This is a genomic window from Novosphingobium oxfordense (genome assembly GCF_044029435.1).
GTDB lineage: Bacteria > Pseudomonadota > Alphaproteobacteria > Sphingomonadales > Sphingomonadaceae > Novosphingobium.
Genome location: NZ_CP147005.1, coordinates 629,930 through 651,337, shown reverse-complemented (window position 1 = coordinate 651,337; position 21,408 = coordinate 629,930). Strand labels below are relative to the sequence as shown.

General features: G+C 64.9%; 19 protein-coding genes. 11 read left to right on the top strand and 8 right to left on the bottom strand.

Annotation, left to right across the window (positions count from 1 at the left end):
* Positions 1–17: 17 nt before the first annotated feature.
* Genes WBP07_RS02910 through WBP07_RS02900 form a run of 3 tightly spaced genes read left to right on the top strand, consistent with a single transcriptional unit; the run spans position 18 to position 2,194 of the window.
* Positions 18–1,058 carry a TauD/TfdA dioxygenase family protein gene (locus WBP07_RS02910; protein ID WP_395394173.1) on the top strand — a complete coding sequence of 347 codons (1,041 nt, stop codon included), beginning with the start codon at positions 18–20 and terminating at the stop codon, positions 1,056–1,058.
* A 41-nt stretch (positions 1,059–1,099) separates the two neighbouring features.
* Positions 1,100–1,639: a TPM domain-containing protein gene (locus tag WBP07_RS02905; RefSeq protein ID WP_395394172.1), complete on the top strand. Its 540-nt coding sequence runs from the start codon at positions 1,100–1,102 to the stop codon at positions 1,637–1,639.
* Between the two features lie 42 nt (positions 1,640–1,681).
* Positions 1,682–2,194 (top strand): hypothetical protein, encoded by a 513-nt coding sequence (locus tag WBP07_RS02900; RefSeq protein WP_395394171.1) that lies wholly within the window; start codon positions 1,682–1,684, stop codon positions 2,192–2,194.
* Between the two features lie 180 nt (positions 2,195–2,374).
* Here the strand turns inward: WBP07_RS02900 and WBP07_RS02895 are convergent, their stop codons facing one another.
* On the bottom strand, positions 2,375–3,043 hold the full coding sequence (locus WBP07_RS02895; RefSeq protein WP_395394170.1) for an outer membrane protein: 669 nt from the start codon (positions 3,041–3,043) through the stop codon (positions 2,375–2,377).
* 277 nt (positions 3,044–3,320) lie between these two features.
* Between WBP07_RS02895 and rlmN the strand changes: the two genes are divergently transcribed.
* Both rlmN and WBP07_RS02885 read left to right on the top strand, forming a co-directional pair.
* Positions 3,321–4,637, top strand: a complete 1,317-nt coding sequence (rlmN, locus tag WBP07_RS02890; RefSeq protein ID WP_395394169.1) for a 23S rRNA (adenine(2503)-C(2))-methyltransferase RlmN — start codon at positions 3,321–3,323, stop codon at positions 4,635–4,637.
* Between the two features lie 156 nt (positions 4,638–4,793).
* Positions 4,794–5,720 carry a formylglycine-generating enzyme family protein gene (locus tag WBP07_RS02885; RefSeq protein WP_395395708.1) on the top strand — a complete coding sequence of 309 codons (927 nt, stop codon included), beginning with the start codon at positions 4,794–4,796 and terminating at the stop codon, positions 5,718–5,720.
* A gap of 284 nt (positions 5,721–6,004) precedes the next feature.
* On the opposite strand, the gene WBP07_RS02880 is transcribed toward WBP07_RS02885, so the two are convergent.
* The gene (locus tag WBP07_RS02880) at positions 6,005–6,469 is read right to left on the bottom strand and encodes a LuxR C-terminal-related transcriptional regulator (RefSeq protein WP_395394168.1); all 465 of its coding nucleotides are present in this window, start codon (positions 6,467–6,469) and stop codon (positions 6,005–6,007) included.
* On the opposite strand from WBP07_RS02880, the gene WBP07_RS02875 reads away from it, so the two are divergent.
* Positions 6,440–6,799: a hypothetical protein gene (locus WBP07_RS02875; RefSeq protein WP_395394166.1), complete on the top strand. Its 360-nt coding sequence runs from the start codon at positions 6,440–6,442 to the stop codon at positions 6,797–6,799. The two genes, WBP07_RS02880 and WBP07_RS02875, sit on opposite strands and share 30 nt — an antisense overlap.
* Before the next feature lie 987 nt (positions 6,800–7,786).
* Here the strand turns inward: WBP07_RS02875 and WBP07_RS02870 are convergent.
* From WBP07_RS02870 to WBP07_RS02860, 3 genes are read right to left on the bottom strand one after another with little or no spacing between them, the layout of a single operon-like run.
* Positions 7,787–8,488: a PIG-L deacetylase family protein gene (locus tag WBP07_RS02870; RefSeq protein ID WP_395394165.1), complete on the bottom strand. Its 702-nt coding sequence runs from the start codon at positions 8,486–8,488 to the stop codon at positions 7,787–7,789.
* 2 nt (positions 8,489–8,490) lie between these two features.
* Complete coding sequence (locus WBP07_RS02865) at positions 8,491–9,408, bottom strand: methionyl-tRNA formyltransferase (protein ID WP_395394163.1); 918 nt, start codon at positions 9,406–9,408, stop codon at positions 8,491–8,493.
* Between the two features lie 7 nt (positions 9,409–9,415).
* Positions 9,416–10,669, bottom strand: a complete 1,254-nt coding sequence (locus WBP07_RS02860; protein ID WP_395394162.1) for a glycosyltransferase family 4 protein — start codon at positions 10,667–10,669, stop codon at positions 9,416–9,418.
* Positions 10,670–11,069: 400 nt separating this feature from the next.
* Between WBP07_RS02860 and WBP07_RS02855 the strand changes: the two genes are divergently transcribed.
* The 5 genes from WBP07_RS02855 (at position 11,070) to WBP07_RS02835 (ending at position 17,337) form a co-directional block, all read left to right on the top strand.
* The gene (locus WBP07_RS02855; protein WP_395394161.1) at positions 11,070–13,169 is read left to right on the top strand and encodes a polysaccharide biosynthesis protein; all 2,100 of its coding nucleotides are present in this window, start codon (positions 11,070–11,072) and stop codon (positions 13,167–13,169) included.
* Between the two features lie 17 nt (positions 13,170–13,186).
* Positions 13,187–14,425, top strand: a complete 1,239-nt coding sequence (locus WBP07_RS02850; protein WP_395394160.1) for a DegT/DnrJ/EryC1/StrS family aminotransferase — start codon at positions 13,187–13,189, stop codon at positions 14,423–14,425.
* On the top strand, positions 14,422–15,273 hold the full coding sequence (locus WBP07_RS02845) for a sulfotransferase (protein ID WP_395394158.1): 852 nt from the start codon (positions 14,422–14,424) through the stop codon (positions 15,271–15,273). The genes WBP07_RS02850 and WBP07_RS02845 overlap by 4 nt, the downstream gene beginning before the upstream one ends.
* A gap of 332 nt (positions 15,274–15,605) precedes the next feature.
* Positions 15,606–16,097, top strand: coding sequence for a polysaccharide biosynthesis/export family protein (locus WBP07_RS02840; RefSeq protein ID WP_395394157.1), 492 nt, complete (start codon positions 15,606–15,608; stop codon positions 16,095–16,097).
* 4 nt (positions 16,098–16,101) lie between these two features.
* Positions 16,102–17,337, top strand: a complete 1,236-nt coding sequence (locus WBP07_RS02835; RefSeq protein WP_395394155.1) for an outer membrane beta-barrel protein — start codon at positions 16,102–16,104, stop codon at positions 17,335–17,337.
* Positions 17,338–17,499: 162 nt separating this feature from the next.
* Here WBP07_RS02835 and WBP07_RS02830 read toward each other — a convergent pair whose 3' ends face one another.
* From WBP07_RS02830 to WBP07_RS02820, 3 genes are read right to left on the bottom strand one after another with little or no spacing between them, the layout of a single operon-like run.
* Positions 17,500–18,708 (bottom strand): glycosyltransferase family 4 protein, encoded by a 1,209-nt coding sequence (locus WBP07_RS02830; RefSeq protein ID WP_395394154.1) that lies wholly within the window; start codon positions 18,706–18,708, stop codon positions 17,500–17,502.
* Complete coding sequence (locus WBP07_RS02825) at positions 18,705–20,090, bottom strand: polysaccharide lyase family 1 protein (RefSeq protein ID WP_395394152.1); 1,386 nt, start codon at positions 20,088–20,090, stop codon at positions 18,705–18,707. Before WBP07_RS02825 ends, WBP07_RS02830 begins: the two co-directional genes overlap by 4 nt.
* Entirely contained in the window at positions 20,087–21,124 is a 1,038-nt protein-coding gene (locus tag WBP07_RS02820) for a sulfotransferase (RefSeq protein WP_395394150.1), read from the bottom strand. Before WBP07_RS02820 ends, WBP07_RS02825 begins: the two co-directional genes overlap by 4 nt.
* Positions 21,125–21,408 lie beyond the last annotated feature (284 nt).

The window sequence follows — 21,408 nt, the reverse complement described above, 5'->3', positions numbered from 1 at the left end:
GGCGGCGCCATGGCACCATGCTCAGCAAGCTTAGGATCGCACCGACACGCATCGGCGCGGCCAGAGAGGAGCAGGACATGGCTGGCATCGGCATTGAAAATCTTCGCGAAGATCTGAATTTCGGCGCGCGCGTCACGGGCGTGACGTTCGAGACGCTGCAGGACGAGTCGGTCCGCCAGCAATTGCGCGACCTCTTTGTTGCGCGCGGCGTCATCGTCTTCGCCGACATGGAGCCCACCTCGAAGATGCAGGTGGCGCTCAGCCGCGTGTTCGGCCCGCTGAAGGACCACCCCACCAAGACCACCAAGCGCGACGAAGAAACCGGCGACGATGCCGAAGGCGTGATCGACATGCACTACAAGCCCAGCGACGAAGTAGCGCGCGGCGAAGGGCTGGTGGAAATCGGCGGCCAGATCCTTGCGCGCTTTTCTCCCTGGCATTTCGACCACTGCTACAACGACGAGTTGAACTACGCAGGCGTGCTGCGCGCACCAGTCAATGCGCCCGAAGGCGGCCGCACCGGGTTCATGGACGGCGTGGAACTCTATCGCCAGTTTCCCGAAAGCCTGCGCCGTCGGCTGGAGGGGCACAATGTCGTCTACACGCTCGACACCCGCCTCTCGACGATGAAGTACGGCGTGGATTTCACGCCGCTGACCGAGCACAGTTCCACCCCGCAACTGCTGGCCGAGGCCGCACGTTTTCCGCGCGCGATGCACCCGGCGGTGTGGAAGCGGCGGACCGGTGAGAAAGTGCTGCACTTCGGCCCATGGATGGCCGTCGCGCTGGAGCATCACGAAGATGCCGACGGCGACGCCCTGCTGGATGAGGCTGCGCAGGCGATCAACCGCCTTGGAACCGGCACCAGCGCCTATTGGCATGACTGGAAGCCCACCGACATGGTGATCTGGGACAACCACCGGATGCTCCACGCGGTAGAAGGCTGCGACGCGCGCTACGAACGCCGCACCCTGCGCACCACGATCAAGGGCGACTACGGCCTCGGCTATTTCGAAGACGGCAAGAAGATCGGCGAAGTCCTGCGCGAAATAGCCTGAGGCGCTTGACGGGCGGGAGAGCGCGCGGCCAGAACGCCCCTATGGGGGTTCGTCTTGCACCGGTCGCGCTTTGCTGCGCGCTTCTTCTTTCGCTGAGTTGCAAGCAGCAGTCGACTGCATCGCCGCTGGCCGATGCGACCGCTTTTGCGGCATCGGCAACGCAACCGGCAGGCGAGGCGCTGCGCCTTCAGGGCTATGTCAACGACGCTGCCGGCGTGCTTTCGGAAGAGGAAGAAAAACGGCTTTTCACCAGCCTCCTTCGACTGGAAAAGGAGACAGGCCACCAAATGGTTGTGGCCACCACCTCATCGCTCGGCGGCAAGGAAATTTCGGCCTACTCGCTTGCGCTTGGCAGACGTTGGGGGATCGGCCGCAAAGGGATCGATGACGGAGTGCTCATCCTGCTGGCGCCGAACGACCACAAGGCCCGCATCGAAGTCGGCTACGGGCTGGAACGCGCCCTGCCGGACTCGCTTTGCAAGAGGATCATGGATGAGGACATGATCCCGGCCTTCCGGACCGGCGCGTTTGGCTCGGGACTGGAAAAGGGCATTACCGCCCTGTCGCAGCACCTTCACTGACGCCTTCGCATCGACGCGAAACCATGCCATGAGCGCGCCTCGATGAAACGCATGTCCGGTCGCACGCTCAGTCTTTTCGCCCTGCTCGCTATCGGCGTGGCCGGCACCGTGCCTGCGCTCGCCCGCGAGAGTCTGGGGATTTACGCCACCTGGGGCGCGTTTCGCGATCCGGTTGTGCCGCGCTGCTATGCCATCGCCATGGCCGAGCCCAACCAGTCCGCACGTGAGTATCAGCCCTTTGCGGCGGTGGGCTCCTGGCCGCGCCGAGGTGCGCGGGGGCAGCTTCATTTCCGCCTCTCGCGCCGGATCGCGCCGCAGTCGACGATCACGCTCAACGTGGGCGGCCAGCGCTGGCAATTGACCGGCGGTGGCGGGGATGCCTGGGCGCGCAATGAGGGCGACAATAGCGCCATCGTCGCGGCCATGCGCTCCGCCCCGCGGATGACGGTGACTGCCACCGACCTCAGGGGCAACCGCTTCGTCAATGCATGGCCGTTGGCGGGCGCAGCGTCTGCCATGGATGCCGCGCTGATCGGCTGCGCCAAGGTTCAGTAACAAGTCCTCCCCGGCATGGGGAGGGGGACCGCCCGAAGGGTGGTGGAGGAGAGTTTCTCCAAGGCGCGACCACCGCGTTAGGCCGCGAATCCCCTCCGTCAGCGCTTCGCGCTGCCACCTCCCCGTATCGGGGAGGACTAAGGCCTCGTGGCCCCTGCCCTTCCCCGCATTAGATGTTTATCAGAACCGCACGCCCACGCCGGCCATCACCTGATGGCGATCGAGGTCGAGGTCGAAGCGCTGGCCGTCCGGAATATCGTCGCGATAGTCCAGTTCGCCCTTCTCGTAGTTCGAATAGCGGTATTCCAGCTTCACGAAGGCGTTGTTGCTGATCGCCTGCTCCACGCCGGCACCGATGCGCCAGCCGTCCGCATCGAGGTCGGTCTTGGTATCGACCGTGCCCACCGCGTTGCGCACGTCGAACTTGGCGTTGGTGTAGCCGCCCTTCACGTAGACCATCGTGCTGGGCGCGACCACGTAACCGACACGTGCGCCGACATAGAGGTCACGGTTGGTCTTGACGTTGCCGATGCCGAAGCCTTCGAAGTCGCCATCGTTGAACTTGGTCTTAGCGGTGGACCAGGTCACTTCCGCTTCCGGGCCGACGACGAAGTTGTTGATGCGGAAATCGTAGCCCGCGCCCACGCCGAAGGCGAAACCGTCGATCGACTGGTCGTTGTCGATATTGGAATCGTCGTCCACGCTGCTGCCCGCCTTCGTCACGTCGTACCCGGCAAGGGCTTCGACGTGGAAGCTGTCGAACGGCTGCACAGGAGCCGAATCCTGCGCGAAAGCGGGGGCGGAAATCAGTGCGACGCCGGTACCGAGGCAGAAAAGAGCCTTCTTCATGTGTTCGATCCAGTCCTAGTTTCTTGAGCAGGTCTCGCCTGCCGGGACTGGTCAAATGCCTGTCGCAAACGCTCGGTTTCCCTGAACCTAACATAACGAAATTATTGATGTTTTTCAGCAACACTGTTGCGATAGCTGGAGCGCTTGGCGCGTCGGGCCGGAGGAACCCGTCAAGGTTTGCGTGTGTTCGCGCAGGCGGGCGTACGCCTGCGTCGCGCGGATCATGATGCAGCCATCTTCCGCTTTTGCCCCGAATGCACTATATGGCGCGCCAATCATGACAGACACCATTTCCAGCTCTGCCGGGGCCGGCCCGATGCCGATCCCCGGGCACATCGATCCCGTTCCGGTGCCGCGCCCCGGCATCGTCGAAGGCGTGACCCCGCGTGAGGACGGCCGCACGGACCTTATCGGCCTGCCCAAGAAGCGCATTGCCGAACTGTTCGAAGGTGCCGGGCTAGACGCCAAGGCCGCCAAGCTGCGCGCCAAGCAGGTCTACCACTGGCTCTACCACCGCGGCGTCACCGAGTTCGAGGCGATGACCGATATCGCCAAGACCATGCGCCCCTGGCTGGCCGAACGCTTCGTGATCGGTCGCCCGGAAATCGTGGAGGCCCAGCACTCCAGCGACGGCACCCGCAAGTGGCTGCTGCGCACGGCCGACGCGCACGATTTCGAGATGGTGTTCATCCCGGACGCCGATCGCGGCACGCTCTGCGTATCCTCGCAAGTCGGCTGCACGCTCAACTGCCGGTTCTGCCACACCGGCACGATGCGCTTGGTCCGCAACCTGACGGTGGGTGAGATCGTCGGGCAGGTCATGCTGGCGCGCGATGCGCTGGGCGAATGGCCCAAGGGCCGCATGGACTTCGCCTTCTCCAGCGGCGTGGACGGCGCCGAAGCGGCCGAAGCCGATGACGACGGGGGCGACTACTCCGCCGACGGCCGCCTGCTCACCAACATCGTGATGATGGGCATGGGTGAGCCGCTCTACAATTTCGACGCTGTGCGCGATGCGCTGAAGCTGGTGATGGACGGAGAGGGCCTGGCCCTTTCGAAGCGCCGCATCACCCTCTCCACCTCGGGCGTGATCCCGCAGATGGCCCGCTGCGGCGAGGAGATCGGCGTGAACCTGGCCGTCTCGCTCCACGCGGTGACCAAGGACGTGCGTGACGAGATCGTGCCGATCAACAAGAAGTACGGGATCGAGGAACTGCTCCAGGCCTGTGCCGACTATCCGGGCGCTTCGAACGCGCGCCGCATCACCTTCGAATACGTGATGCTGAAGGACAAGAACGACAGCGACGACGATGCACGCGAACTGGTGCGCCTGCTGAAGCAGTTCAACCTGCCCGCCAAGGTCAACCTGATCCCGTTCAACCCCTGGCCCGGCGCGCAGTACGAATGCTCGACACCGGAGCGGATCCGCTCGTTCTCGGACATCGTGTTCAAGGGTGGTATCTCCGCCCCGGTGCGCACCCCGCGCGGACGCGACATCGATGCGGCTTGCGGCCAGTTGAAGACCGCCGCCGAAAAGAAGAGCCGCGCCGAACTGGAGCGCCTCTATGCCGAGAAGGAAGTGGCGCTGGGTTAATTCGTCGGCGCCCCGACCTGACCTCATCCTTCGTTTAGGGCCGCAAAGAAAATACGCATTTGGCGTAGGTTCGCTGCGGCCCTAAGCATTACGGGATCTGAGGAAGGGACCGTCATGACCGAGACCGTGAGTGAACACAGCGACAGTCTGATCGGCATGATCCACGTGCCCGGCGGCACTTTCACCATGGGATCGGAGCGTTTCTACCCGGAGGAAACGCCGCTGCGCCGCGTCTCGGTCGATGCTTTCTGGATCGACGAAACGACGGTCACCAACCGCCAGTTCGCCCGCTTCGTGGAAGAAACCGGCTACGTCACCGTCGCGGAGATCGCGCCCGATCCCAAGGACTATCCCGGCATGCCGCCGGAGATGGCGCAGCCCGGATCGCTGGTGTTCCACAAGAGCGCGACACCGGTAGACACCTCCAACCCCGGCAACTGGTGGCGTTTCGATTTCGGCACCTCATGGCGCCATCCCTATGGCCCCGACAGCGACCTCGACGCGCTGGAGCTTTGGGACCATCCGGTCGTGCAAGTCAGCCACGCCGATGCCGAAGCCTACGCCAAGTGGGCAGGCAAGGACCTGCCGACCGAGGCCGAGTGGGAATTCGCCGCGCGCGGCGGGCTTGAGGGCGTGGAATATGCCTGGGGTGACGAACTCGCGCCCGAGGGACAGATGCTTGCCAACTACTGGCAGGGCCTGTTTCCCTTCGCCAACCAGTGCCTGGACGGTTGGGAACGCACTTCGCCCGTGCGCAGCTTCCCAGCGAACGGCTACGGCCTCTACGACATGATCGGCAATACCTGGGAATGGACGCGCGATTGGTGGGCGGACAAACCGGAAGCGAAGAAGTCCGGCGGATCGTGCTGCGCTATCAGCAATCCGCGTGGCGGCAAGCTTAAGGACAGCTTCGATCCAGCCCAGCCCGACGTGCGCATCGGCCGCAAGGTGCTGAAAGGCGGATCGCACCTTTGCGCCGCGAACTACTGCCAGCGCTATCGCCCGGCCGCGCGCCATCCCGAGATGATCGACACGGCCACCAGCCACATCGGCTTTCGCTGCGTGGTCCGCGCCCCGCGCTAGAGCAGTTTCCGATCCGATTGCATCGGATCAACTGCTCTAGGATTTTGGTTTGCCGCGTTTTCCGAGTCATCAGGTGGCTCCACCTGATTAGAAAACGCTCTAGGATTTTGGTTTGCCGCGTTTTCCGAGTCATCAGGTGACTCCACCTGATTGGAAAACGCTCTGGGCGTCAGGGCGGCCCCGGACGCCACCCCTAAAACGCATCGGCGCGACAGGATGGACCTGCCGCGCCGATAAGCCCCACGATGGAGACCCCTGTTTAGCGCCCCAAACAGGGGCTTCTATCAGCGAGCGTATGCCAGCGTTGCCGGCCGCGCGATTTCCTCTGCGGCGGGAACGTATTCCGGGGTTTCGCGGAAATCGCCGGTCTGGGTGACGAGGCCCTGGTTGACCGCCCAGATCGCCGCTTGCGTGCGGTTCTGCACCATCAGCTTGCGCAGGATGGCCTTGACGTGGACCTTCACGGTCGCCTCGCTGATGTCCAGACGATAGGCGATCACCTTGTTGGGATAGCCCATCACCAGGCAGCGCAGCGTGTCGATCTCCCGATCGGAAAGCAGTTCGCTGAGCTGGACCTGCACATCCGCCTGTCCTTCGGCGATGGCCTGCTTCTGCGGCAGGTGCTGCAGCAGCGCGCTGGGCAGAACCTTCTCGCCCTGATTGACCAGTCGCAGCGATTCAATCAGCGGTTCGGCGCCGATTTCCTTCAGCAGATAGGCGTGAGCGCCGAACTGGAAGGCATCGACCATTTCGCCGAATTCGAACTCATCGGCCAGCAATACGGCCCGCATGTAGGCGTGACGATCCTTCAACGTGGACAGGCAACTCAACAGATCGTCGCAATGCCCCATGTCGAAAATGGTCAGGCCCAGGTTTGCGCCGGCATTTTCCGCCAGCAGCTCGTCACAATCCCGGTAGAAGCGGCTGCAACGAAACTCGCACTTGTCGAGGATCTTGCAGATTCCCTCACGAACCAGCGAATTGAATCCCACAATGGAGACACATACTTCATCAAACTGCGCCATCGTCTTTCTCTCCTGAATCCTGGAAATACGGACGACCCAAGGTATGCTTTTTGATTGAGGCGATTAAAAATCGCCAACACTATTGCAGGAGGGTGGACGCAGGCGGGCAAAATCGCCCGGCATGGCCGAAAAGAAGACAAATTAGACATTCGGTGGATGACCAGACGGATCTGGTGCCCCCCTCCTATGCCCCTTCATACCCCACAGCATTAGGTGCAGTCCCTTAGAACATATCCAGGAGTTCAAGTCGAGAGCCCTCGATTATGGAGAAAACAGCGATGCCGAATTGGCACACAACATAAAATCCGCGCATATCCAGCGGTTTAGTTACTGGTTTCAACATTTTCACTGGCAGTAACCTTAGAGAAACCGCAGATTTCCGGACTCCTCTACCCCGAAATAGGTAGAATCGCGATATTATCTTTTAAAATCAGTTAGATATGGTCATTTGTGCAATTGCGCACACAACCCGACCGGGTTAGATTTGACCCAAATTCCGGCTTTTGGGCCTCGAGAGGCCTACTCCATATCATCCTAAATGAGGGAATTCGGGCGGCGACTCGGACTTCCTGTGCGACCGGCAGAGCCGCCACCCCCGCCTCCCGAGTGATCGGAGCGAAATAATTCGCTGCCGAAAGCGCGCGTTAAGGCGGCATTTCACCATTAGGAGGATGCTCGATCTTAGCGGAGCGTCATTGCACCCAAAATGGCGACATCGGCTCTTGCCTTCGCCATCTTTAGGGCGTGGCCGGACATCGTCGGAGGCCGGCCGGGTCATCCCGCGGGCAAAACCCCGGCTGACCTTTCAGTTAACTTGGCTGAACTTTTGCCGCGGCGCAGCAAATTGAAGCGCGATGCAGCATGCCAGGCGGTGATCCGGAAAGCGGGAAATCGTGCCTCAATGCGGGCGCCACTCGTCGTCGCGCCGAAGTATTGGCGCGCGTTTTTAAGTCATGAATTGAGTAATACGATTTTGTTCGGGAGCACCGGCACCTCCCCGGTATCCGGCATGTCAGACCCTGCGAACAGATACCTGCAAGGTCAGCGCTCGATCGCCCTGACCAACACGAAGGCTTCCGCCGCTTCGGCGAATACGCTGGATCCGCGCAGGCGTGCCAGCGCCTCGATCGTCGTCAGCGAGCGTTCGTCCGGAAATGCCTTCACCTGGCTTTCGAACATGCCGAAAGCTTCCAGCTTGCGCGTCAGGGTTGCGGCAATGTCGATATGGACGTTCGGCACGAAGGCCGGCGTCATCGGCGCCGCGTACCAATTGGTTTCAGACAGCGTTTCGTAACACAATATGCGCGAGGGCACCCGCCGGTCACGCGGGCGCGCGGCCACCATCGCGGCCAGGAACGCCAGTTGATGATCCGCGTGGATATCGCCCAGGAACGGCAGGAACAGCGTATCGGGCCGCACCTCGCGAACCAGTTGCCCCACGGCGGCATTGAGGTCCGCCGCCGCCATCGTATCGAGCGCCGCCGCCGGCAGGCCCAGCATATGCACCTGGCTGACGCCCAGATGCGCGTGCGCCCGCCGCATTTCGGCCTGCACCTGCAGCACGGATTCCTCGCTGAACTGGGGCGGCCGGCCGCTGGTGACCACTGCCACCTGCACGTCCAGCCCTTCGTCCGCCATCCGTGCCATGGTGCCGCCGCAGCCCAGCACTTCGTCGTCCGGATGCGGTGCGATCACCAATACCTTGCCGTAATGCCGCAGTCCCGTACCGGGGCGCCCCGCCATCGCTAACCCTCCAGGATCGCGTGGAGCGGCGGATGTCGGCCTTCGATCTCCCACTCGACAAGGTCGAGCAGGCCCCGCCCCGTCTGCACCGTCAACACTTGCCCATGGCGGGCGACGATCTGGCCGGGCATCGCATGATGCTGTTCCGCACCCTGGACCGGCCGCGTGGCCCAGACGGTGATCCGGCGATCGCCCGAACGGGTGAAGGCCCCTGGATAGGGCCGCCCCACCGCACGCACCAGACGATCGATGCTGGCAGCCGATCGGCGCCAGTCTATCGCCCCGTCCGCCGGCGTGCGCCGGGTCGCCCAGGTGGCATAGCGCTCATCCTGCGGCGTGCGTGGCTGCTCCCCCGCAGCCAGTCGGGGCAGGACGCCGCGCAGCATGGTGCGCAGTGCATCCATGTGCTTGTCGTAAAGGCCCTGCGCCGTCTCGTCGCGCGCCACGTGGAAGTATTGCTGGGCCAGAATGTCGCCATCGTCTGTGCCCGCACCGATCCAGAACAGGCTGGATGCCGAAATCGGTTCATCCAGCAGGATCGTCCAGGGGATCGCCGCGCGCCCGCGTAGTCGCGGCAGCGGCGCCGGATGATAGCCGATCGATCCCTTCGCGCCGATCGCCAGAAAATCCTGCCCGCAAAGCTGCGACCACCCGACCACGAACACGTAGTCCGGCCGCGCCGCGCGGACCAGCAGCAGCGTTTCGGGATCGTTGGTGCGCGCCACCGTCGCCAGCTTGGCCCCGGCCTGAGTAGCGTGCGGCCGGATGTCCACCAGGTCCGAATGCCGCTTGAACAGTTCTTCCGGCAAAGTGACCGCCAGGGGAACGCACCAGCCCGCCGCGGCGGCCAGTTCCTCCATCAGCACAGCGGTGCTGCCCACCGCGCCGACGACGACGGCCCGCAAGGGATCGTTGGCCATGACCGCGTCAGCCTGTGGCGACTTGCGAAGGACCGGTCTTCCCATCCCTGGGAATGGCGCCGGACGCTGCCGAGCCCGCCGGCGCGAGGTCCGCCGATGCCGGGGAGCCATCTATCGCATCGTGGCGGTTCCACGGATCGCGCAGCAGGTCCATCTCGTCCAGAAGCTGGTGGTTGACCTTGCGCACGTCATAGACCTTTTCGGCCAGATCGCGGGACCGTGCGCCCATGCTGGCCACCAGTTCGGGGTCGTCGATGAAGCGCTGCATCGCCGTGCGCAGGGCATCGGCATCGCGCGGGGCGACAAGGAAGCCGTTCTCCCCCTCGATGATCGGATCGCGGCAGCCCGGCATGTCGGTGGTGATGACCGCGCGGCCGGTCGCCATCGCTTCAAGGATCGTGCGCGGCAGCCCTTCGCGATAGTAGGACGGCAGCACGAAGACCGAACAACTGGCAAGATAGGGCCGCACGTCAGTCGTGCCCGGGATGAACTGCACCGGATACTGGCGCGAAAGCCGCGCGCATTCCACTTCGTCTATCCCGGTAGGGTTGGCATGTTCGTAGTGACCAAGGATGCAGAATTCGACATCGGGATGATCGCGCCGGATCACCGCCGCCGCCTCCAGGAATTCCTGTATCCCCTTGTCGCGCATCAGGCGCCCGACCAGCAGGAAGCGCATCCGCCCGCGCGGCAGGGGCGCAGCGGTGAAGCGCTCAAGATCGACGCCCGATCCCGGCACGCGCACCACGTTCTGGCGATCGCTGACGATGCCAAGGTCGATCATGTCCTGCCGATCGTCCGAATTGAACACGAAGACGCCGCGCGAACGGCGCACCGCCTCTCTATAAAGGCGCGCGACGGAGCGGCGCAGCAGGCGGCGATGCGCGCTCGCCTCGCTGAACACATAGCCCAGGCCTGACATCATCGCGAAGAAGCGCGGCACGCACATCAGCCGCGCGGCGATGCCGCCGTAGATGATCGGCTTCTGGGTATAGGCCAGCACGAGGTCCGGTTTTTCCGCGACCATCAGCCGCGTATAGGCCGCCAGCAGCCCGATATCCCCTAGGATACTGGTGCCGGTACGGTCCATCGGCACGATCCGGAATGCCACGCCCCAGTTGGCGAGATCCGCTTCCACCGCCGCGTTGCCATCGGGGGCGACGGCGACGACATGGTGCCCATTGGCCTTCAGTTCACGCAGCAACGCCCCCCGGAAATTGGTGAGCGAGTAGGCGAGACTGGACAGGACGAGAACTTTCATAACGACTTCGAAGCCCCCCCGGGGTGAATGATCAGCATGAAATGCAAGGCCATTTCTACGGCCATTCCGAATGCCCCAATCGATCCCCACTATGGCCCCAATGATGGGCGCGCGCGCGCCGGCCGCAAAGCTTCTAATCGGCTGATAGCCCTTAGAGATGATTTCCGACGATTTAGGGATGAGCGAGAGACGGCAGACCCAAACCATTTGGAACATGCTGCATGCCCGCAAGTCGAATCCACCACCTAATTCCTACGTCTGTCGGCAATTTCGGCTGATGACTTCATGAATACATGCGCGCCACCAAGTTCACCGGTAGACAAGCAAGACCTGCGGGGCCGGAACATCCGGCATCGCAGGCGAACCACTTCGCCACGAGCAACCCGCGAAGGCAGATGTCATGAACCAAACCGTCGCCGGAAGCGCGGCCTCGAAAATGACCGGCGGCTCCGCCAACACGTTCCTGCGCGTGCGGAAGCTGGGATCGAGCAATGCGCGCTCCCGCTCCTCGATCGCGCAATTCAGCCTGCGCCGCACGTTTCGCAATACCGTGCTGATGCTGCTGGACTTCACGATCCTGGGAGCGACGCTGGCGCTGGCCTTCACCTTCATCGGGCGCACCGGCTTTCCGCGATCGGACGGCCATCTTGCCGCCGTCCTGGCCTTTGCCGGGCTCGCCATCGGCTGCTTCTATATGACCGGGCTCTATCGGCGGAGCTGGCGCTACTTCAGTTTCTCGCACGCGATGCATCTGGCCTTGCTGACGATCCCCGCCTTCGGGTTGGGTTGGGCGGCGATCCTGCTGGTTCCCGGCGTGCAGGCGGAACGGCCGCAACTGGCCGCCATCGCGCTGGCGCAATGGCTATTCGCGATCACCGCCCTGCTCGCGGTGCGCGGCGCCCGGCGCGCGCTGCGCGAAAAGCTTTCGGAAACCGCCAAGACCCAGCCCGCCGCCGCGCAGGGCCGCGATTTGCGCCGGGCGCTGCTGGTCGGCTCTCCCGACTGGGCGCTGTCGATCATCGACGTGCTGAAGCGGGAGAGCACGCCCACGCTCTCCATCGTCGGCATCCTGTTGCCCGCCGCCAACGACACGCTGCTGCGGATCGCCAAAGTGCCGGTACTGGGCACGCATGAGGACATTGCGCATGCGGTGGACGAGCTGGAGCTGCAGGGCCGCCGCCCTTCGCTGGTGATCGCCTGCGACGACGGCACCGACCTTTCCAACCGCGAAATGGCGCGGCTGACATCCCGTTCCCGCCAGATGGGGTTGGAACTTTCGCGCATCCGCGACGGCTGGAGCCACATCCTCCAGCGCGGCCACGGCGCCGCGCCGGACGAGCTATCGGTGAAGGACTTGCTCGGCCGCAGCGAATTCACGCTGGAGGGTGAGCAGATCACCAGCCAGATCACCGGCAAATGCGTACTGGTGACCGGCGCGGGCGGCACCATCGGCGGCGAACTGTGCTGGCAGCTTGCCAGCTTCCGCCCGTCGCGCCTGGTCCTGCTCGAACATAGTGAATTTCATCTTTACGCCATCGAGATGAAACTGCGCGAGCAGTTCCCCGATCTCGATGTCCAGCCCGAACTCTGCAACGTGCGTGAGCGGGATGACGTGCGCCGGGTGTTCGAGAAGCACCGGCCGGTGATCGTCTATCACGCAGCGGCGCTGAAGCATGTGCCGATCGTGGAGACCAACCCCTGCGCCGGGGTCCACACCAATATCCTGGGCACCCGCATCGTTGCCGACGCGGTGTGCGAGTATTCGGTCAAGGCGATGGTCCAGGTCTCCACCGACAAGGCGGTGAACCCGGTGGGCATGATGGGCGCCACCAAGCGGGTGGGCGAACTCTATGCGCAGGCGCTGGACATGTGCGGCGTGGACGACAGCGAGGCACCGCGCTTCATGACCGTACGCTTCGGCAACGTGCTGGGATCGAGCGGGTCCATCGTCCCGCTGTTCCACCGCCAGTTGCGCGAAGGCCGCCCGCTCACCGTCACCCACCCCGATATCGAACGCTTCTTCATGACCGTGCGCGAGGCGGTGCAGCTGATCCTGCAAAGCAGTTCGGCCGCGCTGGCCCAGAATACCCGGCGCGGCACGATCTTCGTGCTCGACATGGGCAAGCCGGTGCGCATCGTAGACCTCGCCTACCGCATGATCCGGCTCTACGGCCTCCAGCCCGAGATCGACGTGCCGGTCGAATTCGTGGGCCTGCGCCCAGGCGAGAAGCTGTTCGAGGAACTGTTCGACATCTGCGAGGAGCAGTTGTCCTCCGGTATCAAGGGGATCTTCGAGGCACAGTCGAAGCCGATCCCCCTGCCCTTCATATCCCGCTCGATCGACCGGCTCGCCCGCGCAGTGGAGCTGGGTGACCATGTGGAGGCGCGGCGGATCACCCATACCCTGGTCAAAGTGCCGAGCGGCAGCGCCGGGTTCGAGCTGATCCAGAATGAAGCGCTGACCGGCCCGCGCGGTTCGGGCGAGCCGGTTAAAGTCTGAAATCCCAGGGAGGCATCATGACTCTGGCCGATTCCGGCGCTCTTGCCGCGGCGTGCTCCGACTATTCCGGGCACCATGAGGAAACACCGCTGCGCAGCCTCTGGCCGCGGCATGAGCCTGACGAGATCGAGGCGGTGGCCGCGGTGCTGCGTTCGGGCAGGGTCAATGCGCTGGTCCATGGCGAGCATAACCGCGCCTTCGCGGCGGAATTCGCCCGCTATGTCGATGAAGCCGCCCCGCCCGAAGCGCTCTGCATCGCCAACGGCACGCTGACGCTGGAAGTGGCGCTGCGCGCGCTGGGCGTGGGTCCGGGCGACGAAGTGATCGTGCCGGCGCGCAGCTTCTTCGCCACCGCCAGTTGCGTGCTTGCGGTGGGCGCGCTGCCGGTCTTCGCGGATGTCGATCCGGTCAGCCAGAACATCGATCCCGCCTCGGTCGAACGCATGATCGGCCCGGCGACGCGGGCCGTGATCTGCGTCCATCTGGCCGGCTGGCCCTGCGACATGGATGCCTTGGCCGCACTCTGCGCCGATCGGGATTTGAAGCTGATAGAGGACTGCGCGCAGGCACATGGCGCCGTGTGGCGCGGTCAGCGCGTGGGATCGTTCGGCGATGCGGCCTCATTCTCGTTCTGCACGGACAAGATCATGTCCACCGGTGGCGAAGGTGGACTGCTGCTGTTCCGCAACCACGATGCGTGGGAATGCGGCTGGTCGATCAAGGATCACGGCAAGGACTGTCGCAAGGTCCACGAAGGCGGCGGCGCCCCCGGCGCGTTCCGCCATATCCACGACCATCTCGGATCCAACTACCGGATGACCGAAATGCAGGCGGCGTTGGGCCGTCGCCAGCTTGGGAAGCTGCCGCTCTGGCTGGCCGCGCGGGCGCGCAATGCGCGCATTCTGTGCGACGCTCTGGCCGATCTGCCCGGTGTGCTGCTGCCCGAACCGCCCGCCCATGCCCGCCACGCATGGTACAAGTTCTATGTCCAGCTGGCCGACGAAACAGGCGACCGACGCGGGCACGTGTTGGAACGGCTGATCGCGATGGGTCTGCCCGCCGCCACCGGATCGTGCCCGGACATGAGCCGCGAGGCGGCGCTGGACGGCCTGCCGATCCGCCGCGACGGCCCATTGGAACAGGCCGCGCGCCTGGGCCGCCGCACACTTATGTTCCCGGTGGACCACACCCTGGGCGAAGAGGCGATGGCCCGCATCGCCCACGGCCTGCGCGCCGCCATTGCGGAGGCGTCATGATCGATCGCGCCTGGCGCCCGCAGTTCATCGTCATCGGCGCGGTCAAGGCGGCCACGACGTGGGTTCAGGCGCGCCTTGTCGAAAACCCGGCGATCTTCATGCCGCCGCCCGAGCCGCACTATTTCAGCAACGAGTTCGCGCGGGGCGAGGACTGGTATCGCGGCTTTTTCGAGGAGCGACCGGAAAGCGCCTATGTGATCGGCGAAAAATCGGCCGACTATCTTGCCCATCCGCTGGCAGCCCGGCGCATCGCCGCCACCCTGCCCGACGTGCGGCTGGTCCTCCAGTTGCGCGATCCGGTCGAGCGCGCCTATTCGGACTACAAGATGTTCTACCGGCGCGGCACCGTGAAGGGGCCGCCGGAAGACTATCTGGCCACACCGGACAGCCCCTTTCCGCGCTTCCTGCAGGACGGGCTCTACGCCTGCCACCTTTCGCGCTGGTTCGATCTGTTCCCGCGCGACCAGATCCTGGTCTACCTCTACGAAGAGGTCGTCGCGGATCCGGCGCACATCGTGGACGCCGTTTCGCATCACATCGGCGTCGATCCGGTTCACGAAGCGGAACCTGCCACGCGGGAGAACAGCAGCCGTTCGGCCATCCTGCCGCTGCCGCTGCGCCGGGCGCTGGCCCCGTTGAAGAGCAGCCTTCGCCCCCTGCGCGGCCATCCTGTGTTCGAGGGCATGCGATCGCTGCTGGCGCGCGAAGTGGCCTATCCCCCGCTAACCCCCGCACTGCGCGCGAGGCTGCGCGATTTCTACGCCCGCGACGTGGAGAGCCTGGAGGCGATGTCGGGGCTGAACCTTGCGCGCTGGAAATCGCCCACGCGCAACGTGCCCGTGGCGTAAGAACCCGCCACCGCAAAATCCCCTCCCCTTCCGGCGTGCTCTTAGGGAGAGCCTCCGGCACCCCTGAGGGACGGTGAGCTAGCCCTTAATAACCAAGGAAATTTGACGTATCTTCCGTAATCTGGAGGCGATGATTCCTGGATCTGGCCTGAGGGAAGGCGGATCGTTCCAAGGTTGTCGGGGAGCGTATCATGGCAACACTGCGCAATTGTCCGCGTTCTGGGCGTCCGCATTCGTGGGCCCGTGCATGGAAGTCGGCCATCGCCATACCGCTGGCCTGCTGTCTGATACCGGCATCGATGTTGGGCGGCTGTTCGTCGCCGACAGGATCGATGCCCACGCTCGCATCCACTCCGGCAGGTCCCTACCGGGTGGGTGCGGGCGACAAGCTGCATATCGTGGTCCAGGATCTGGATGCCGCCAACGGCGACTACACGGTGGAGGACACCGGCGCGATCTCGCTGCCCTATATCAAGCAGATCACCGTCGCCGGATTGTCCTATCGCGAGATCGAACAGGGCATCGCCGCCGCCCTGCTGAGGCAGGGGATCATGAGCGGCGATCCCGTGGTCAATGTCGGCGCGGTGGAGCTTCGCCCGTTCTACGTCACCGGCGAAGTGAACAAGCCCGGCCAGTTCCCCTATCGCCAGGGAATGACCGTGCTGTCCGCGCTGTCCGCCGCCGGCGGCTATACCTATCGGGCCAAGACTGGTGAGGTAGCCATCACCCGCACGGTCGACGGCAAGGAGATGACCGCGAAGGCGGTGGAAACCACGCCGGTCCTGCCGGGCGATACCATCCGCGTCTACGAACGCTGGTTCTAGGCGCGTGAAGCCCCGCCATCTAGCGCTCGCCGCCCCGGTTCCGCTGCTGCTGGCAACGCCGCAGCAGGCCTGGGCACAGGCGAAGGAAATCGGCTCCACCGCGCCCGCCGTATTCGCCAACGATCCTGACTATCGCGTGCTTCCGCTCCACCTCGGCTCGCTGAACGTGACGCTGGGCGGAGAGGCCGATGTCCTTTACGACAGCAACATCTACGCCTCGCCGAACAACGCGCAGGACGATGTGCGTTTCGACATATCTCCCCGCGTCGCCATCGCCACGCAGCCGGCGCCGGTGACGTTCGAGCTGAACGCCAGCGGCACCGTCCGCCGCTATGCCACCCATTCCACGGAAAATTCCGAGAGCTGGCTGGTCGACGGCGATGTGCACTGGCAGACCGGGCCGACATCCAACCTTTCCGCCAGCGTCTTCTCTCGCCGATCGATCGAAGACCGGTCCGACCCGGAAGCGCGCCGCAACCCGAACGCCGGCCCGCGCCGGATCGACAGCCTGGGCGGCGTCGTCTCCTATCACCGCGTCGCCACGCGCACACTGCTGGACGTTCAGGCGGACGTGACCAAGTTCAACGCCCTGTCCAGCATCGATTCCGATCGCGACTTCACCGCCTATGCCGGGCAGGCGACGTTCGGCCTGCGCGTCACCGGCAGGGCCTATGCCACCGCCACCGCCTTCGTTGCCCGGCGCGATTTCCGGATCGACCTGACGCCCAGCGGCGACAAGCGCAACACCACCACGTTCGGCGGACGGCTGGGCATCGATTTCCAGCCCGGCGGCGTGCTGGAGGGCGGCCTTTCGGTGGGCGTGTTCCGCCACAATCCGGACGACCCGTCCACCCCCGGCCACACCGGCCTGTCGGTGGCGGGCAACCTCACCTACCACCCCACCCGCCGTACCGCCGTGCTGCTCGATGCCTTCAACGGCGATGTCGCGACGTTCCGCGTCGGCGCCACGCAGCGTACCGACACGATCACCAAGCTGAGCGTGCAGCAGGAAATCCGCCACAATCTCTATGGCACCCTGTCGGTCGGCTATCGCAAGACCAAGTACACCGGATCGGGCATCCACGAAGAGACGGTCACGGGCGGCGGAGAGCTGGAGTATCTGGTGTCCCGCAATATCTCCGTGGCCGCCACGGCCGGCTACGGCTCCCGCAGCAGCGACAGTTCCACGCTGGAGTTCGACCGCTTTCGTGGCGGTGTGGCACTGCGCGTAAGGTTCTGAAAGTTCGCTTGGAAAAGGCCCAAAGGGCATTTTCGGTGCGGCACCGGCCCTCAACCGCGCAGCCTCCCATCAAGGATACACTGATGGGAGGTCGCGTGGTGGAGCAAGACGGCGCCGCCAAATTCGCCTAAGGCGAATTTCCAAACGAACTCCGCCTGAACCTCATGTCAGTTCATCGTAGATCGTCCGGATCGCATCGACATGCCGGGCTTGCGAGAACCGTCCCCGCGCCGCCACCGTCGCATCCTGCCGCATCGTCCGGGCCAAAGTCGGGTCCGCCAGCAAATCCGCCGCCGCACGCGCCATCGCGCGCGGATCGTCGGGCGGGCAGAGCACGCCGCAGCCCTGCCGCAATGCCTCCGGATTGCCGCCTGAATCGGTAGCCACGACCAGCGTGCCCACCAGCATCGCCTCTACCAGCGTGCGCCCCAGCGGCTCATCCACGGCGGGGACCAGCAGCAGGTCGCAGCCCGCCAGCCAGGCATGCCCGGGCGACCGATATCCCATGCGGACCACCCGCGCGGGCGCACCCACGGCAGCGATGCGATCGTCCAGTTGCCGGTCCAGTTCGGTTTCGCGCGGTTCGCCGAACATCGCGCCCAGCACGGGCCGGTCGATCTCGCGCCCCAGTGCCTCCACGGCCTTTACGAAGGCCAGTGGGCGCTTGCGCTCCACGAAGCTGCCGAAATAGCCGCAGATCACCGTTTCCGGCGGACTGCCCGTCTCCTCCAGGATCCGCTTGCGCATCGCCTCGCGGTCGGCGGTGATCGATACGTCGAAGGGGCTGTGGATCACCCGCGCCGTCCGCGCGGCACCGCGACGCCCGCGTGGCAGCGCGAAGGCGGAAACCGCAACGATCCGATCCGCCAGCACCGGCGCCACATAGCGCAGCCCGCGCGCGCCAGGATCGCCGCGATGGTGCCAGACCAGTCGCGCGCCGGCCAACCGCGCCGCCAATGCCCAGCTGGCATGGCTGCGCCCGTCGTTGGTGTGGACGATATCCACCCCGCGTTCCTTCAGGAAGCGCACGCGGCGCGGCAATCCCGCCAGCGTTCCCAATACTTTGCCAATGCCGATACTGCGGCCGGGCACGAAAGGCCGCGTCGGCCGCGCCGGGTCCGGGCATTGGGCAATGCCCGAAAAGAACGCGGCAAGCCGCCCGTCCGGCACTTCCGGCACGACGATCACCTCGATCTGCGCAGGGTCCAGCCCGTCGATCAGCCCGCGCAGCGAGACATGGCTGCCGCCCAGCGCATCGCCCGCCAGCGGATAGCACACCGTCGGCCGCTGCCTGTGCACCGCGACCGGCGAGGAAACGCCCTCGTGCAGCGCGGGACCCTCAAGTGCTGGGTTGGCATCCAGCGCCTTCACAGACCAAGCACCTTGTTGCGATAGGCCAGGAACTCTTCGAAGTTGGGAACGCCGTTGCGATTGGCATCGCCCCAGGCATCGGCAACCTTCGGATTGGCGCCGATCGTGACTTCCCAGTTATCGTCCATGCCGTCCTTGTCCGCATCGGGATAAGGCTGCCCGGCGGTCTGCGCGGGCATCACCGGGGCCGGCTGGCCGATCCGGCCGGAGCCGTGCTCCACATCGTAGACCACCTGATCGTCGATCGAATCCCGCGGAAAAGCGCCGGACTTCGCCAGTACCTGACTATAGGCGTTCGTGGCGGAAAGCGGGTTGATCGTCAGCGCACAAGGCGGCTTGTTGACCAGTGCCTGCTCCGCCTCCTGGTTCATGTCCTGAAACGCACCGACAAAGCGATTGTCCCACGAATAGATGATCGCGGCGCCGCCCTTGGACGTGCTGGTATCGCGGGCGATGCCCACGGTCAGGTTGGTGGTGTTCGGCCCGCCGATGAAGCTGTTGCCCACGAAAGAGACCGGCGTGCCGCCAAACAGCTCCCACACTTCGGCAAAGCGCGACTGGGCGTTGTAGAAAATGTTGTCGACCACTTCGAGGCACGAGTTCCGGGGGAAATTCACGTCCGGCATGCGGTCCCCGTTGTGTGCGCAGAGGTTGTTGATGAAGCTGAAGTGCTGCGCATCGACGGGATCGCTCGCCAGCAGCGCGCACTTGTCATGCGAGGGAATGCCCCAGGCGAAGATCGAATTGCTGACGGTGATGTAATCGTTGTCCGCATAGCCGTTGATCAGCTCGTCCCGCGCCCACGAAGCGCTGACGTGATCGACCAGCACTTTGCTGGAATGCTCTATGGTGATGCTGTCTTCGGACCCCCGGCTTCCGCCCGGCAGGTCTGCGCGTACGCGGATGTTGCGGACGACCACGTCATGGGTGTTCTTGATGACCAGCGGCGTGCGGCCTGCCGGCGCGCCGGCGTGGGCCAGCACGATGCCGCTGCCCGGCGCGGTCTGCCCGGCGATGGTGAGATAGGGCTGCTCGATGATCGGCGGCGTGGTGGTGAAGCGGATCACCCCGGCCACGCGGAACACGCAGACGCGCGGCCCTGTGGCCGTGACGCAGGCGCGATAGGAGCCTGAGCCGGAATCGGCCAGCGTCGTCACATAGATGATCCTGCCGCCGCGGCCGCCCGCGCTGGATGCCCCCCAGCCCACGGCGCCGGGAAAGGACTTGGTGCCGGACGGGATGGATACCGTGGGCGGCTGCGCGGCTTCCAGCCGGGCACCGCCGGTCGGCACCAGCGCATAGGCCACCAGTAGCAGCATCCCCAGTATCACGACCGGCAAGACCAGCTTGCGGCGCGCCGTTCCCTTGCGAACTGCCGTCATCTGCCCGCTCCTACGCCCTTGTTTTCGACAAGCCCCGGGCGTGTGGCAGGCGCCGCGCGGCCTTCCTCCCCCCTGCCGGTGCCCGGCATGTATCCGTATCGCCGCAGCAGCGGCGCAGTGATCCAGGAAACCAGCCGCCGCGCCATCTCCGGCATCTGGCGCTGCCAGACGTGATCCTCGCGGATGACAAGGCTGGCCTGCATGCGATGGCGGCTGCCGGCCACCTGGTGCCCCGGCCGCAGCACTTCGGAAAGGCCGTCCGCTGCCGCGCCCGGCAGCAACGGGGCGCATCGGGCGCGGATCGCCTCCAGCACGGCGGGCGGATCGGCAACGAAATCCTCGTAACGCACGCGGATCGTTCGCCCGTCACCCCATCGCCGAACCAATCGCCAGCACAGCCATTCGCAGACCAGGTTCACCATCGACCAGCGCAGCGCCACGTAGAATGCGGGTTTGGGCCGCAGTTCCCGCTGCACGCCTGCCTCAATCCGCTTGGGATGCGGGCGCGACATCGACCAGGCGACCGCGCGCGGATCGCGAACGAGGTGGATCACGTGCAGGTCGATCCCCGGCATCGATGCCAGCGCGAGTGCCCGCCCCGGCAACTTGCTGGAATCGAGCACATAGATTTCGCCTTGCCCGGCTTGCGCCGCCACGGCTTCGAGCAGTGCGCGATTGGCCTGGTGATAGCGATCGCGCGAGGCCGGCAGGAACCGCGCGAAAACCCGGCGCGATGCGGCCAGGGCTTCCATGCGCTGCTGAAGATCGGCCAGCCGGTCCAGCATGTCCTGCGCTTCAGAACCGCCCGCGCGTGCCATCACGCTGCTCCAGAACGGGCAGGCGCGCACGGTGGCGCCGCACGCGCAGTATTCGCCGTTCTTCCAGGCATGACGCGCCAGCGCGGTCAGTTCGCCGGCACCGAACACGTCCGGCCGCATGCCCAGCGCGATATCGAGAAGCGTCGAACCGCTGCGCCCGTAACCGGCTACATAAATGACCCTAAGCTTGGTCTGGTCGGACGGGTGCTCTGACAAGCCGGCCTCTCGACAATGATGTTCAATGGAACGGGGCGCATGGTGACGAAGTCCGGCGGACGGGTCCGGCGGTTACGCACGTTGCCGGAACCCGTGGGAGTTCCCGTTCGCGACGACCGGATACCGCACGCCTCGCGCGCTGCTCTGGCCAAGAGTACCGACCGGTAACACACACAGGCAAGTCACCAATTCGGGATGCGCCCCTCGCCGGATGTCCTGTAGGGGGTACCAACTTTGCGCAGGGGCCTGACCATACTTGTCTTTGCCTCGACCGCGCCTGCCTA